Annotated in this window: 10 protein-coding genes; all 10 read left to right on the top strand. The window is 66.4% G+C overall.

Annotated elements, in window-relative coordinates; translation table 11 throughout:
* Nucleotides 1-1146: 1146 nt before the first annotated feature.
* Nucleotides 1147-2292, top strand: coding sequence for an ABC transporter substrate-binding protein (locus tag ACP4E5_RS40470; protein WP_425838405.1), 1146 nt, complete (start codon nucleotides 1147-1149; stop codon nucleotides 2290-2292).
* Nucleotides 2192-2737: an ABC transporter substrate-binding protein gene (locus tag ACP4E5_RS40475; protein WP_425842022.1), complete on the top strand. Its 546-nt coding sequence runs from the start codon at nucleotides 2192-2194 to the stop codon at nucleotides 2735-2737. Before ACP4E5_RS40470 ends, ACP4E5_RS40475 begins: the two co-directional genes overlap by 101 nt.
* Nucleotides 2738-2784: 47 nt before the next feature.
* Nucleotides 2785-3726 (top strand): ABC transporter permease, encoded by a 942-nt coding sequence (locus ACP4E5_RS40480; protein ID WP_425838408.1) that lies wholly within the window; start codon nucleotides 2785-2787, stop codon nucleotides 3724-3726.
* On the top strand, nucleotides 3723-5675 hold the full coding sequence (locus ACP4E5_RS40485) for a dipeptide/oligopeptide/nickel ABC transporter permease/ATP-binding protein (RefSeq protein WP_425838411.1): 1953 nt from the start codon (nucleotides 3723-3725) through the stop codon (nucleotides 5673-5675). Before ACP4E5_RS40480 ends, ACP4E5_RS40485 begins: the two co-directional genes overlap by 4 nt.
* Nucleotides 5672-7000 carry an ABC transporter ATP-binding protein gene (locus ACP4E5_RS40490; protein WP_425838413.1) on the top strand — a complete coding sequence of 443 codons (1329 nt, stop codon included), beginning with the start codon at nucleotides 5672-5674 and terminating at the stop codon, nucleotides 6998-7000. The genes ACP4E5_RS40485 and ACP4E5_RS40490 overlap by 4 nt, the downstream gene beginning before the upstream one ends.
* A complete protein-coding gene (locus tag ACP4E5_RS40495) occupies nucleotides 6997-7980 on the top strand; it encodes an alpha/beta hydrolase (protein WP_425838416.1) in 984 nt (327 codons plus the stop codon). Before ACP4E5_RS40490 ends, ACP4E5_RS40495 begins: the two co-directional genes overlap by 4 nt.
* Before the next feature lie 82 nt (nucleotides 7981-8062).
* Nucleotides 8063-9754: a CocE/NonD family hydrolase gene (locus tag ACP4E5_RS40500; protein WP_425838419.1), complete on the top strand. Its 1692-nt coding sequence runs from the start codon at nucleotides 8063-8065 to the stop codon at nucleotides 9752-9754.
* Between the two features lie 381 nt (nucleotides 9755-10135).
* Complete coding sequence (locus tag ACP4E5_RS40505; protein WP_425838422.1) at nucleotides 10136-12442, top strand: molybdopterin-dependent oxidoreductase; 2307 nt, start codon at nucleotides 10136-10138, stop codon at nucleotides 12440-12442.
* Between the two features lie 387 nt (nucleotides 12443-12829).
* Complete coding sequence (locus ACP4E5_RS40510; protein ID WP_425838425.1) at nucleotides 12830-14263, top strand: carboxylesterase family protein; 1434 nt, start codon at nucleotides 12830-12832, stop codon at nucleotides 14261-14263.
* Between the two features lie 56 nt (nucleotides 14264-14319).
* The gene (locus tag ACP4E5_RS40515; RefSeq protein ID WP_425838428.1) at nucleotides 14320-15339 is read left to right on the top strand and encodes an alcohol dehydrogenase catalytic domain-containing protein; all 1020 of its coding nucleotides are present in this window, start codon (nucleotides 14320-14322) and stop codon (nucleotides 15337-15339) included.
* The last annotated feature ends 355 nt before the right edge of the window (nucleotides 15340-15694 follow it).

Genomic DNA, 15694 nt, shown 5'->3' on the forward strand with positions numbered 1-15694 from the left:
GTCACAACCACCTCGCGGAACTGGCACTACGAGAGACCGATCCATGGGCACACCAACGACCGCCACACCTGTCAGCGTCAGCTCCTCCGTACGACGAGGTGGCGCCCCGGACCGGCAAGGGTCACCGAATAGCGGCTGTCGTTGTCGGTGTGTGCCCGGTCGGCAGGCTCGCCATCGAGCTGAGTGACTGTGGCACTGGCCGCCGACAAAACGGCATCGAGCACCGCGCTGCACGTCGATCCACCGACGGACGGCATGCATAGGAGAGTTGAGCCCGTTCGCGGAGGTCGACGGGACGGTGCATCGCTGAATCCGGGCTGCGGCGCAGGTGTCTTGAGCGAACCGATCCGCGGATTGGCCACCGCCACGATCGTGCCGTGGGACTCGTGCTGAGGGCCCGTCATGATGTCTTCGATCGGGTAGATCAGTGTGCACGCGAGCCCTTTGTGGTCCGGGGATCGAGGTTCGCTCGACGGCGAAGCTGGTTGAGCTTGTTCCAGTCACCGGCACGTCGTTTCGGCTATTGGTACGCAGAGTCTGGTGTGTGTCTAGGTGCCTGTCAATAGGGAGGGTGTACAGGGGTGCCGACGGTCGGCGGAGGCAGGGGCTCTGGGGTCTTCCCGTCGCCGGGGTGGCGCTGCACGAGTTGCAGGGGGCGCCCCGAGTTCGGCTCACTGGAACATCGACCAATCCACCCCGTGGAAGTCGGGCTGCATGCGTGCGGCATGGCGTGCTCGAGTGGCCGGCTTCCGGTCCGGCCCACCTCAGGGTGTTGGTCAAGTTCCTTAGGGTTTCCGGGCATTGGTGATACCCAGGATGGTGACTGCTCGTCGCGGAGCGTCGTGGAAGGCCGGGGTGGACGTGGTGACGCTGTCGGCTACGAGGCCTTCAGTGCACGATCATGAAGCTCGGTGAGATCTCGTCAACCGCTCCCGAGTCAACTCATGGGCAACCGGGATTCGGCACCGGCGGGTGTTTGGCGGTCCGATTCATTGACAGGCGTGTACCTGGCACCCACCATGCCTGTACCACGGAAGGAAACGCCGTGCCGAACAGTGGCACATGATCGAGTGGTAGGACCCCACCCCACCTCGGGCGTGTAGGTCGACGATGCGCTTGCACTCATACCGGCTCGAGGAGAGCAGCATGAAGGTACGCAATCACTGTTGGTCAGCGGGGTGCCTTCGTCGCGCCCGGCGTCGGGGCGCGGCGGTGCTGGCCGTAGTGGTGAGTGCGGGGATGCTGGTGGCGTGCGGCGGTGGCGCTGGCGCGGGCGGCAAATCGTCTTCGTCGTCTCGCGTGCTCACGGTCGCCATCCCCGGCGATTCCCCGACGAGCTTTGAACTGAACGCTCAGTGCTCGAGCCCGATGTTCCAGCTGGCCTATGAACCGCTGATCCGGGTCTCCCCGAAGGGTGACTACGAGTCGGGTATCGCCGAGTCCTGGAAGTACTCGAAGAACAACACGGTCTTCACCATGAAGATCAGCGATGGCATCAAGTTCGCAGATGGCACGGATGTGACGGCCAAGTCGGTCGTTGACACGCTCAATTACTACAAGTCTGTGCCCGGGGTCAACGACGGCTACATCAAGCCCTGGACGATCAGGGCGCAGGGCAAGGACTCGGTGCAGATCAGCTACGACAAGCCGTTCATCGGGATCGAGTCGACCCTGTCCGACAGCGGGAACTGCAACAACGGCATGATCATCAGCGAGGCCGGTCTGAAGAACCCGGACAAGCTGAAAACCGAGATGCTCGGTGCTGGGCCTTATAAGTATGTGGCCGGGGAAAGCGTGCCTGGCGATCACTACACTTACGAGCCGAACCCGAACTACTACGACAAGTCCCGCCAGAACTGGGACAAGGTCGTGCTCCGCGTGATCGCGGACCAGAACACGGCGTTGAATGCATTGGCGTCGGGGCAGGTGCAGGTCGACATGACCGGCGGCACTTCCTTGGTGGAGCAGGCGAAGGCGAAGGGCCTCGATGCCACCGTGGCGAGGCACTCTGCCTCCACGATCATGCTATGGGACCGAGAAGGAGAGCTCGTAAAGCCGCTTGGTGACATTCGTGTTCGCCGGGCGATGGCGCTAGCGCTGAATCGAGATGCCATCGCGAAGGCGGTCGGATCAGAATGCCTTGCCTCAAGACCAGTTCACGCTCACCGACTTCACCGGTTACGACCCCGACCTGCCGTCGAAGTACGCCTACAACGTGCGGGAGGCCAAGCACTTGCTGTCCGAAGCCGGCTACGCCGATGGCTTCTCGATGACGATGATCACGAACACTGATGACGCGGAGGTCAATACCGCGGCGGGCGCGGCGGTCGACCAGCTCGCCCGGATCGGGATACGGATCCACCTGAAGTCGATCTCTGGCATGGAGTATTGGGCTGAGATGGCCACGAAGAAGTACCCGGCCGGAGCGGTCTCGTACGGGTTGTACGGCGTACTGCCGGGCGAGGCGTACCGGCTCTACAAGTTGCCGATCTCGGCAGTGTGGAACCCCTTCGCTTCGGTGGACTCCGACATTGACAAGGCGTACGGGGCGCTCACTACCTCCTCCGAGTCCACTTTTAAGAAGCGCGCGACGCAGTTCAACAAGGTAATGACCGCCAAGGCTTGGTACATACCCATCGTGAACACGCCCCAGTTCGTGTATTCGAAGGGGGTCGATCTGGGGTCGCCTGATCCGATGGGATCCTTCGCGGTTTCTTCGTGGAAGCCGCAAGGCTGATTCGTTCCTAGGGCAGCCTCGAGACGACTGAACGTGAAGGGAAGGTCATGCTGGCAGTTGTTGTTCGGCGGGTGGCTCTGGGGATTCCTCTGGTAGGAATCATCTCGCTCGTCGTCTTCGTTCTGAGCTCGCTAGCGCCCGGTACCGTAGGGCAGGCGATCCTCGGTCCGACCGCTTCCTCCGAAGCGGTAAAGGAACTGAATGCGCAACTAGGCGCAAACCGACCTGTATTGACGCAGTACGAGGACTGGCTCCGAAATGCGTTGACGGGGGACCTTGGTACCTCCGTCATTTCCGGCCAACAGGTAACGGACACCATCACATCGCGAATCCCGGTGACATTGTCGCTGACTCTGGGTGCTTTTCTCCTGGTCATCGCCCTGGGTGTCAGCGTTGGGATCATCGCTGCTGTCCGGGGTGGAGTCATCGGTCGCGTGGCCGAGGTTCTCGCGGTTGTAGGTCGAGGCTTGCCGAGCTTCTGGTTGGCATTGATTGCCTCACTTGTCTTCGGCGTGACCCTGGCTTGGGTCCCCGTCTCGGGATACGTCCCTTTCGGAGATTCGACTTCGGGCTGGGTGCAGTCCCTGGTGATTCCCGTCAGTGTCCTGGGCGTCGCGGAGGCTGCTCTGGTCGCCATCGTGACGCGGGCTGAGATGCTCGCTGCCATGCGCAGCGACTATGTGCGCAGCCTTCGCTCGAACGGATATCCGTGGAAGCGGATCGTGTTCAAGCACATCGCGAAGAACGCCGGAGGGCCCGTCCTGACGATGGTGAGCCTGGTCTTTGTGAGCCTGCTGGGCGGCACTGTTCTCATGGAGCAGATTTTCGGGATGCCTGGTCTCGGGACGCAGATGGTCGCCTCAACGGTGAAGCATGACCTACCAGTCATCCAGGGGATGGCCGTCTTCTACACCGCGATGGTGGTCGCGGTGTTTCTCCTCACCGACATCGTCACCGGATTCTTGAACCCGAAGGTGAAGTCGCGATGAGCGTGGTCGTCGAAGGCGCTGCATCGAAAGCAGATGCTCGCTCAGTCGCGGAGGGCAGCGCAGGTTTCCTCTCGCGCCTGCTGCGGCAGCCGTTGGTGGTCGTCTGCGGCCTATTCCTGCTGGTCGTTGTCGTCGCCTGCGTTCTCGCACCCTGGATCTCACCGCATGGACCGCTCGAGCAGAACCTGTTGGAGGCCTACGCGAAGCCATCCGCAGACCACTTGCTGGGCACCGATCAGATGGGCCGCGACATCCTGGCCCGGATGCTGGCCGGGGGCCGGGTGACGCTGGTGGGCATCGCCCAGGCAGTTGCGGTGTGCACCGCGATCGGTCTCTCGTTGGGCATCGCAGGGGGCACGCTCGGCGGTTGGGTGGAACTGGTCGCGATGCGCCTGTGCGACCTGCTCCTCGCCGTACCCGGCCTGGTGATGCTCCTGGTTGTCCTCGGTATCTTCGGCAACAACGAGACGGCAGCCATGATGACGCTCGGTGTCATCATGGCGCCCACTCTGGCGCGCGTGGTGTATGCCGCGACCATCGCCGTACGGGAGGAGCCCTACGTCGCCGGTGCGCGGGTGGCTGGACTCACCAGCGCCCAAATCATGCGCCGGCACATCCTGTCCGGTGTTGCCGGACCCGCGCTGACGCAGATCAGCATCGTGGCGGCTGTCGCCTGTCTTGTGGAGGCCGGGATCGGATACCTCGGTCTGGGCGTGGCGCCCCCGGCGCCCAGCTGGGGAAACATGGTGACCGACGCCCAACATGCGATGCCCCTCGACGCTTGGATGCTGGTGCCCACCGGGGGGATCATCGCTGTCGTCAGTCTGAGCCTGACACTGATCGGAAACGGCATCCGGGACGCATACATGGGCCGCTCGAGCGGCTCGACCGCGGCCTACAGCTGGCGCTCCCTGGCCGCTCGGGTCTCCCATCTCCCGGCACCAGCAGGTGGCGAGGAGACACCTCAGAAGCGAGACGCCGTGCTGAGTGTGAATCGCATGACGGTCGGTCTCCCGCGAGGTAAGGAAGACGTTTCGATCGTCGAGACAATGAGCTTCGACGTCCTCCCCGGAGAGGCTGTCGGCATCGTCGGGGAGTCCGGTTGCGGGAAGTCGATGACGATCTCGGGAGTGCTTCGTGTGCTGCCCCTGGGAGCCAACGTGCAGGCCGCCTCGATCACGTTCAAGGGCGTCGAGCTGACCTCGTTGAACGAGCGTGAGATGAACGCATACCGCGGCCTCGGGATCGGGTTCATCTCCCAGGAGCCGATCTCCAGCCTGAACCCGGCATTCACGGTGGGGCATCAATTGAGGGAGGCCGTCCGGCTGCGTCGGAAGGTCGGGCGGAGCCAAGCCCGGCGAATCGCCGAGGAACTCATGACGCGCGTCCAGCTGTCCGAGCCTGGCGTGATCGCCAAGAAATACCCCCATGAGCTTTCCGGGGGCATGGCGCAACGCATCGCCATCGCCCGGGCCCTTGCGGGTGAACCGGAACTCCTGATTGCCGACGAGCCCACGACGGCCCTCGACGTCTCGGTGCAGTCGGAAATCCTCGACCTGCTCCGCGACCTTCGGGAGCAGAGCGGGATGGCACTCATTCTCGTGACGCACGACTGGGGGGTCGTCGCGGAGAGCTGCGACCGCGCCCTTGTCATGTATGCCGGGCAAGTCGTCGAGACAGCAGATGTCCGGTCGCTCATCTCCAAACCAGAGCATCCCTACACCCGAGCCTTGCTGCAGTCGTCGTCCGTCGGTACCTCGCCCCGCCAAGTGCTGCCAGTCATCGCGGGCACGGTGCCGACGCCGGGGTCCTGGCCGCAGGGGTGTCGATTCGCAGGCCGGTGCGACTCCGCTGAGGAGGCGTGCACAACAGGACCCATCCCGATGGTTGAGCTTGGAGCAGGCGCCAGTGCGCGCTGCGTCCACGTATCAGGTGTGGTGGCGACATGAGTGCATTGATTGAGATCCGCGACTTGAGTGTGCTGTACCGCGGCCGGGGACGGCGCAATGACAAAGTTGCGCTGGAAGATGTCAGCATCAGTATCAGCGCCGGGGAGACTCTCGGACTTGTTGGCGAGTCCGGATCGGGCAAGTCGACACTCGGTAACTGTGTGCTCGGGCTCGTGCAGCCCACGCGGGGGACGATCGCCTTTGACGGACGTGACGTCACACGCGCTTCTCGGCGCGAGCGCCGGGCATTGAGCACACAGATCCAAGCGGTCTTCCAAGATCCCTACAGCTCGTTCAATCCTCACCGCACCATCGAGCAGAGCGTCAGCGAAACCATGGCGACCCTGCCCAGGATGCCGCACTCGGATCAGCGTGCGCGCGTGGTCGCCATGTTGGAGCGCGTGGGTCTTGACCGGTCGGCACTGGCGAAGTTCCCCGCTCAATTCTCGGGTGGGCAGCGTCAACGGATCGCGATCGCCCGCGCCTTGCTCCCCGAGCCGCGGCTCGTCGTCTGTGATGAATCGGTGTCCGCCCTCGACCTCTCCGTTCAGGCGCAGATCCTCAATCTGCTCCTCGAGCTCCAACGAGAGCGTGGAATGGCGTACGTGTTCATCACCCACGACCTGGCCGTCGTGCGGCACATGAGTACGCGGATCGCCGTCCTGCAGCAGGGGCACCTGGTGGAAGAGGGCGACGCCGGCGTGGTGACGGAACAACCCACCCATCCCTACACCCGCCGACTCATCGCGGCTTCGTTGGGTGCCGATGCCGACCTCCAGCAGGTTCGTCGAGCCACCCGCAAGGCGATGGCTCGCGTGACCGCAGAGGGGGCGCAGGGGCACGCCGGAGTCGGTGACCAGGTTCTCCGGGCGCTCGAACAGCAGGCGGTGGCCGAGGCCCTGGCTCGGCCGGCGCCCCGGGCAACGGTCATGGCCCGCGCTCTGTTGCACGATGCGGGGAGCGCCGTCGACGTCGGCAAGCTCATCGAGTTGCGGGCCGCGATCCTCGAACTCGCACCACGCACCTGCCTCGACATGATGCCCGTCTCCATGGTGACGCACGCAGAAGAGGCACGAGCGAGAAGGTGCAGTGCTCTCAGTGCCAGCGGACAGGCCACGGCCTTCGTCGGGCGATACCGCGAGCTGGTCGCCGCGATCGAAGCAGGCGACCGGAGCCGGGTGAGAACACTCGTGAGCTCGCTCGATGGACCGCTCGAGCCCGCAGCCGATCCAAGTGGAACGCATCGGGTTGCGCGCACGATCTCGAACGATGAGCCGAATACACGATCTCGACAGCCTGAGAAGAACAGGGGAACAACACCATGACCCAAGCGCCGGCAAGCATGATCGAGCTCGAGCTGGTGGATCTCGACCACTGGGGGATGTCACCCGAGGCGGTCCTGTCGGACGAGAGTCACACTCCCAGCAAGGACCTTGCCGCCTTCGACTACGCGAACGACATCGTGTCGGAGTACCACCTGACGTCCGACTCCCTTCCGCAGGAGGGTGTGCCGGCCGGAAAGTACTTCCACTTCCGCTGGACCAGTCACACGGTCTACCCGGACGTCCCCAGCAGCGTCTACCTGTACCTCCCGCACGGCGCCGAGGAGGCGGAGTCGGTCAACCTGATGGTTTGCTTGGACGGCCTCGACTACGTCGGAGAGCAGTGTCGCGCCACCACGGTGCTGGACAACCTCGTACACAAGGGCGAGATCCCCATGACCGTCGGCCTCTTCCACAACCCGGGGGAGATCGGACCCGGATATCCGATCTACGGCGGGAGCACGAACCGTGCCGTGGAGTACGACACGGTCGACGAGGTCTTCGCAGGATTCCTGGTGGAGGAACTCTTTCCTGTCATCCGGACGAAGGTCCGGCTGACGAATGATCCGAAGGGCCGCGTCATCTGCGGATTCAGCTCCGGTGGCGCCGGTGCCTTCACCGCCGCGTTCCATCGCCCCGACGAGTTCGGGAACGTGATCTCGCACTGTGGAAGCTTCATCAACATCCTGGGAGCGAACAACCTGCCCAGCATGGTCCGGCGCGAGCCGCGCAAGCCGATCCGGGTGTGGCACCAGTCGGGGAAGCGTGACGTCGACATCGTCTATGGCAACATCCCCATCGCCAACCAGGATCTCGACGCGGCGTTGAAGTACCGCCGTTATGACTCGATGTTCGTGTTCGGCACCGGAGGGCACAGCCTCAGACACGCTGGTGCGGTGCTCCCGGAGACACTGCGGTGGATCTTCCGTGACCAGGTCCACGACGTACACAGCCCGGGCGCGCCGTCGCCCTCGGTGCCGTAGGCGTTCGGCGGCAGAACAGTCCACATCAGCCATGAGGTTGAACGCGGTGTGCCAACGAGCGTCGAGGTAGAGGAGAACCGGCATGACAGCAGCACCGGAACAGCAGGAGACGACCCAGGCGGTGCAGGTCGAGTTCGATGTCCCCGCGCGCATGCGCGACGGCGTCGTGCTGCGAGCTGATGTGTATCGGCCTGCGGGAGACGGACCTTGGCCGGCTCTGGTAATCCGCACGCCGTACAACAAGGGCGGCGCGGCGGACAACGTGTGGAACGGGTTCTCGCCCACAGAGGTGGCCCGCAGCGGGTTCATGGTGGTCATCCAGGATGTCCGCGGCCGGTATGCATCGGACGGTGTGTGGGAGCCGTTGCGCCACGAGGGTCGTGACGGCGCGGACACCATTGCCTGGGCTGCCGAGCTTGCCGGCTCCAACGGCCGGGTCGGCATGCTCGGTGGCAGTTACTGCGGTCATACGCAATGGCGGGCCGCGCTTGAGCAGCCGCCTGCGTTGAAGGCGATCACACCCTTGATGACATGGACGGAGCCGCGTGAAGCCCTGGTGGCGCGCGGTGGTGCCATCCAGATGACGGTCATCACGTCGTGGTCGCTGTCGGCCGGTTTCGACTGGTTGGCGCGTCAGGAACTGGCTGATGACGAGAGGGCCGCGCGCACCGCCGCCCTGATTGAAGACTTCGACAGCCTTGAGAAGGACGGTTACTGGGGACTGCCGGTGGCCGAGCTGCCCGTCCTGCGTCGTCACGGCACGCCGATGTTCGTGGAACCGGGCGCGGCCAACGATGCGGAGGCTACGCAACACATGCGTGTGGCCGGTGGCCACGCGGACGTCGAGGTTCCCAGCCTGCACACGGGAGGCTGGTTCGACAGCTGCTTGCAGGGAACCATCGACAGCTTCACCACCATGCGTGACCTCGGCCGGGAGTCTCAGCTGATCATCGGCCCGTGGACGCACGAGGACTTCGGCAACCGGATCGGCGCGCAGGATTTCGGGATCATGTCGATGCGGGACGCAGGGGCACACCCGAACGGGAGTTGGAGCGATGAGGTGCTCGCATTCCTCCGGCGCCACACAACGGATGACGCGCCTGCGCGCACCTCGGCCCCGGTACGCATATTCGTGATGGGACGCAATGAATGGCGCAACGAGGCAACCTGGCCACTTCAGCGCTCCCGTGTCGAGTGCTGGCACCTGCATGCCGATGGCGGCCTCAGCACGACAGCGCCGACCGTCGACGCAAAGCCGAGTGAGATCGACTACGACCCCGCCGACCCAGTCCCTACGTGCGGTGGGCCACTCGGCCTCGGCCCCGGACGAGGCCCCCTCGACCAGGCGCTCGTAGAGTCGCGATCCGACGTACTGGTCTTCACCTCCGATGTGCTCGAGGAGGACCTCGAGGTCACAGGGCGTATCCGTGTACGTCTGCACGTTCAGAGTTCGGCGCCGTCGACCGACTGGGTCGCGCGACTCTGTGACGTGGACCCCGCCGGGCGATCGCTGAACCTGAGCGACGGCATCGTCCGCATGGACAGCGGTGCCGACGAGACTCAGGAGATTGCGATCGATCTGTGGTCGACGAGCAACGTGTTCCTGGCCGGACACAGGCTCAGGGTGCAGGTCACGAACAGTTGCTTCCCTCGATGGGACCGCAACCTGAACGCAGGCAACCAGCACGCAACTGAGTTCGTCACCGCGCACCAGCGGCTCTTTCACGATGCTCGCCGCCCGTCGTACATCGAGCTGCCCGTCGTTCCGGAATAGGACGCCACGTGCCTCGCCGGGAGAAGCGAGTACGCAGCCGAGGCCGATCGCGTTCCCCGTAGTTGGACGCGTCGTCGGCGTACGCGGCGAGGCGGGGCCCCGTGGTCTCCACTGGTACGCCGGCCGCCTCGATCCTCGACAAGACGTCCATCGGGTCAAACACGCGGAGACCGTCCTTCCTCGTGCGGGCCACTGGTCTTGCTGGTCGTCGCACGACCAGCTGCATGGGAGTCGTTCGCCTGGACGCTACCGAGCACCATCCTCCACAAAGCTCGGAAGGCGCACGAACCATGGGCCGACCGCTCGGAAGCCGACGAATGCGTGCCGTCCCACCGCCGACCAGGGCTGAACGGCCCGAGGCCGTGACAACAGAGCGTGATCATGCCGACGCATCTGACACATTGGGGAGCTTTTGAAGCGGAGAGCGACGGGAGGTCACTGACATCCGTCCGGGCGTGGACCGGCGATCCGGATCCGCGTGACCTCATCCACAACGTGTCCACGGCCCAGCACCACCCGACAAGGGTGCTCCGGCCGGCCGTCCGGCAGGGGTGGCTCGAGCACGGGCCCGGCAACGGAGCGGGCCGCGGCACCGAACCCTTCGTCGAGGTGTCATGGGACCGCGCCCTCGACCTGGTGAGTGGTGAACTCGACCGCGTGTACGGGGAGTTCGGACCGTCCGCCGTGTATGGCGGCTCGTACGGCTGGGCCAGCGCGGGGCGGTTCCATCACGCGCAGAGCCAGATCCACCGGTTCCTCAACACCCTCGGGGGATACGTTGCCGGATGGAGTGACTACAGCTACGGCGCGTCGGGGATTCTGCTGCCGCACGTGGTGGGCAGTGCCGACGCCATCATGGCGGGTGCCACCTCCTGGGAGGTGGTCAGCCGGACCACCGAGCTTTTCCTCGCCTTCGGCGGACTGTCAGAGAAGAACAGTGCGGTCGGCCCCGGCGGTATCGGCCGTCACCCCGCCCGGGCCGCGATCCGGCGCGCGGTGGCCAACGGGTGCCGCTTCGTCGACGTCTCACCGCTCGCGGACGACACCTACGCGGACGCGAAGGCCGAGTGGATCGCACCGTTGCCCGGCACCGACGCCGCCCTGATGCTGGCACTCGCGTTCGTGCTGGACGCCGAGGGGCTCGCCGACCGGTCCTTCCTTGCCACGCACTGCGTCGGGTACGAGCGCTTCCTGCCGTACCTGCGCGGCACTGTGGACGGCGTCCCGAAGAACCCGGCTTGGGCGGAGCGTCTCACCACTGTCCCCGCCGATCGCATCGTGCGGCTGGCGCGGGAGATGGCGGCGTCCCGCACGATGATCAACCTGAGCTGGTCCCTCCAGCGCCAGCAGCACGGCGAGCAGCCAGTGTGGTTGGGCGTCACCCTGGCGGCCATGCTCGGCCAGATCGGGCTGCCGGGCGGCGGATTCCAGCACGGCTACGGCGCGACCGCCGACGTGGGTCTGCCGAAACGGGTGGCCAGTGCGCCTTCGCTGCCTCAGGGACGCAATGCGGAGACGACCGGGATCCCGGTGGCGAGGATCGCGGACACGCTGCTGACACCGGGGCGCGAGACCGACTTCGACGGCCGTCGCATCACCCTCCCCAAGATCGAGCTCGTCTACTGGGCGGGAGGCAACCCTTTCCACCACCACCAGGACCTCGCCCGTCTGCGCAGGGCGTTCACGAAGCCCGCCACGGTCGTCGTCCACGAACAGTTCTGGACCAGCACGGCCCGCCACGCCGACATCGTGCTCCCCGCCACGATGTCCATCGAGCGCGACGACTACGGGGCGGGACGCAACGACCCTGCCTTCTTCCCGATGCCCGCCCTCACGGAGCCCGCAGGCGAGTCCCGCGACGACTACGACATCTTCGCGGCGCTTGCGAGGCGGCTCGACCCCGAGGACACCTTCACCGAAGGCCGAGACACCATGGGGTGGCTGCGTCACTTGTACGCGACGTGGCGCGACCGGCTCGCAGAACACGCCGTCGACGTCGTCGACTTCGACACCTTCTGGAACAGCGACCACATATCGATCCCCGTCATCGACAAGGAACAGGTGCTCTTCTCCGAGTTCCGTCAGGACCCGGAGCAGTACCCGCTGACCACAGCCAGCGGAAAGATCGAGATCCACTGTTCGACGATCGCCGGGTTCGGCTACGACGACTGCCCCGGCCACCCCGTCTGGATCGAACACGACGAAGGGAAGGCGCGGCCCGGGACCCACGGCCTCCACCTGATCGCCAACCAGCCCAAGACCCGGCTGCACAGCCAACTCGATGTCGGCGCGACGAGCCAGAGCGCGAAGACCGCGGGCCGGGAACCTCTGCGCATCCATCCCGGGGACGCGGCCGCTCGTGGTCTGGCGGACGGCGACGTCGTGCGGGTCCACAACCAGCGGGGGAGTTGCCTGGCAGGCCTCGTGGTGTCGGACGCGGTCCGGCAGGGCGTCGTGCAACTCTCGGCGGGGGCCTGGTACGACCCGGATCCCGATGATCCGTCCTTCTGCCGGCACGGCAATCCCAACGTGCTGACGGCGGACCGGCCGGCCTCCCGTCTATCGCAAGCCACGACCGCACAACACGCCCTGGTAGAGGTGGAGAAGTGGCTGGGTGTGGTCCCCGAGGTGTCTGTGACCACTCGGCCGCCCGTGCTCTTGCGGGCTTCCTCCGACACCGGAGACTGAGGACTGCGTCGACAGTGGGCCGGGCCGGGTTCGAGCTGCTTCAGCTCGAACCCGGCCCGAGCCCTCACGTGGCACGTGGCAGGAGGGACCCGGGCGAGGCAGTGCCTGCTCGGCCGACGATGAGCTACCCGCATGGAGTCCCGAGTGCGCCCGATGCCCCCGCACATCGACGTGACCATCCGCGTGCAGGCGCCCCGCGCTGCTCGGGCGCGTTCCCGCCGCGTCCGGTCAGCGCATCGTGTCGCCTGTTGACCATGAACTGTCCGCCGCCGAATGGCCGACCTGGCGGAAATCGGCACAGCATGGAGGTGTGCCGCGACACCCTCCGTCCGTGAGGTGGCGCCGCAGCCCCGACGTAACACGCTCCCTGTACCCGAAGGACATGCCATGACCGCCGCCGCACCTACGGCTCCGACTGCACCTGGAGTGCGGTCCTGGTGGGGGATCCCGTATGCCACAGCTGAGCGGTACCGCCGCCCCGTGGTCGCGGACTTCGATCCGGACCTCCCCTACGACCGCAAGGGCGTCGCCACCGTCCAGCCCGACACCGGCGCCTGGCTCGAAGCGGACAGCGGGTCGGGCGAGGACTGCCTGAACCTGAACGTGTGGGCGCCAGAGCCGGCCGGAAAGGCGCTGCCGGTAGCCGTCTACATCCACGGCGGCGGATTCGAGTTCGGCGCGAACACGCAGATCACCTCGAACGCCGCCGGTCTCGCCGCGTCGGGGCGTGCGGTGGGTGTCTCGGTCAATTACCGGCTCGGTGCGCTGAGCGCGGTGTCGCTGTCGCAGTACGGCGGGCACCTCGCCGAGGCCAGCAACCTCTGCCTGAAGGACGTCATCGCCGCGCTGACCTGGATCAAGCAGAACATCGCCCACTTCGGCGGCGCCCCCGACAACGTCACCGTCTACGGCCACAGCGGCGGCGCCTACTCCACCTTCGGGCTGCTCGGCGCCTCTTCGGCGGACGGCCTGTACCGGCGTCTGGCCGGGTTCTCCGCCGGGCCCTCGCGTCTCCAGCCGGCCTGGTGGGCCGAGGAGCTCGCCCACCGGTTCGTCACCGAACTCGGCATCGCGGACAACCCTGAAGAGCTGCTCGACCTCGACACGGCTTCCCTGGTGGCCGCTTTGCACAAGGTCACGCCGACCGACCTTGGAGCCCGCGGTGGGATGGACAGCAAGAGCCTCGGCGTCGTCCTGGACACCGGGCAGCCCGGCGCGGTGCTGCACGCCCACCCCCTGGACGTCCTCGCCTCGGGCGCAATCCGTGATGTCGACGTGCTGCTGAGCATGGCCAGTGACGACATGGGCTGGTGGGTGGCGAACGACCTCGCCCGCTTCGACCCGGGCACGACTGACCGCATCGTCGACGAGGTCGCGGGGTGGCGCATCCCTCGCTCCCGCGCCAAGAAGATCGTCGACGCTTACGACCAGGGCGGCCGCACCCCTGCCCAGGTCCGCGCCGCACTCCTGACGGACTACGTGTTCGGGCTCCCCGCAGCCCGCGGCGCCCTGGCCCACGCCGCCGCCGGCGGCAATGCCCACCTCCTGGTGGTCGGGCCCGCCGAGGGCGTGCCCGCCGTGCACGGCACCGAGATGTACGCCCTGGTCGGCCAGGAGAAGCCGGGCCGCAGCGCAGAACAGGCCGAGCGCGACACGCGTGTCCGCGACATCGTGCTCGACTTCGCCACCGGCGAGCAGAGCAGTCTGTGGCCGGCCGTCAGGGACCGGCCCACCGCGGAAAGCGTCGGCAACCCTCCCTTCGAGGCCACCGACCACTACCAGCAGGCCCTCGACCTGTGGGAGGGAATTGACCGTCCCTGACGGTCGGCGGGCGGTAGAGAACAGCGCACCAGGGGGCGAGCAGAGTAAGGATCGGCATGAGTCAACCGACAGCAGGCGGCGCCGCACCGGCCACGATGCGAGCCGTCGTCGTCACCCGACCCGGCGGCCTCGACGCACTGGAGATCAAGGACGTCCCGGTGCACGCCCGCAAGCCCGGCTGGGTGCGGATCAAGGTGAAGGCGTTCGGCGTCAACGAGTCAGAGGTCACCACTCGCAAGGGTGGGTCGGATGCCGTGGTCACCTACCCCCGTATTCCCGGCATCGAGGGTGTCGGTGTGGTCGAAGAGGTCGACGAGGACAGCGGGCTGCGGCCGGGACAGCAGGTGGCGACCATGATGGGCGGCATGGGCCGCTCGTACGACGGCGCGTACGCCCAGTACGTGACCGTCCCCGCGGCGCAGGTCATCCCGTTCGAGACCGGCCTGCCGTGGGATGTCGTCGGTGCGCTTCCGGAGATGTTCCAGACCGCCTACGGATCGCTGACCACAGGCCTGGACCTCAAGGCCGGGCAGACGCTGCTGATCCGCGGCGGCACCTCCACGGTCGGGCTGAGCGCGGCCACGATCGCGAAGGACATCGGAGCCACAGTGCTGTCCACCACCCGCAACCCCGGCCGGGCCGGGGAACTGCGGGCCGCGGGCGTCGACCATCCCCTGGTCGACGGCGGTGCCCTCGCCGACCAGGTGCGCGAGCTGATGCCGGACGGTGTCGACGCCGCACTGGAACTGGTGGGCTGCTCGGTCCTCGCGGACACCCTGCGCACCGTCCGCCGGCACGGCACGGCCTGCTTCACCGGAGCCCTGGCGGGCCAGTGGACGATCCCCGACTTCACCCCGTTCACAATCCCGGGCGGAGTGCGGCTGACCTCCTACGGCGGTCAGGCCGCCGACCTCCCGGCCGACGTCTTCGCCCACCAGCTCCAGGCCGTCGCCGAAGGGCGCCTCAAGGTCCCGGTCGCGAAGGTCTACCACGGTCTGGAACAGGTCGGTGACGCCCAAGCTGACGTCGAGTCCGGCACCACGCCGGGCAAGCACGTCGTGCTCCTGGACGACTGAGAAGCGACAACCGTCCCGCATGGTGCGCAGTGAATCCCTCCCGCGTCCGTGAGCGCCGCCGCTCCCCGTGGCGTCCGAAGGAGAGGACGGATGAAGGAACGGATGGCAGCAGCCCTACCCGGTGCCCCTGACCATCCAGCTCCCGTCGGACCTGGAGCTCGCGCCGGTCGAGGGGCGCGGGGTGTGTGGAGCGGATCAAGGGGAATCCGCCCCCAAGGGCTCAGCGGGCGGCCGCTACCCGGTCGCTCAGCTCGACCCTTTCACCACCGGCTGAGCTCGGAACCGTCCTGGTCTTCCGCCGCTGCTTCCTGCGCGAGCTCTACGAGAACGAGGAAGCCAGCGGCCCGTCGCCCCG

The organism is Streptomyces fractus (assembly GCF_049844455.1).
GTDB classification, from domain to species: Bacteria; Actinomycetota; Actinomycetes; order Streptomycetales; family Streptomycetaceae; genus Streptomyces; species Streptomyces fractus.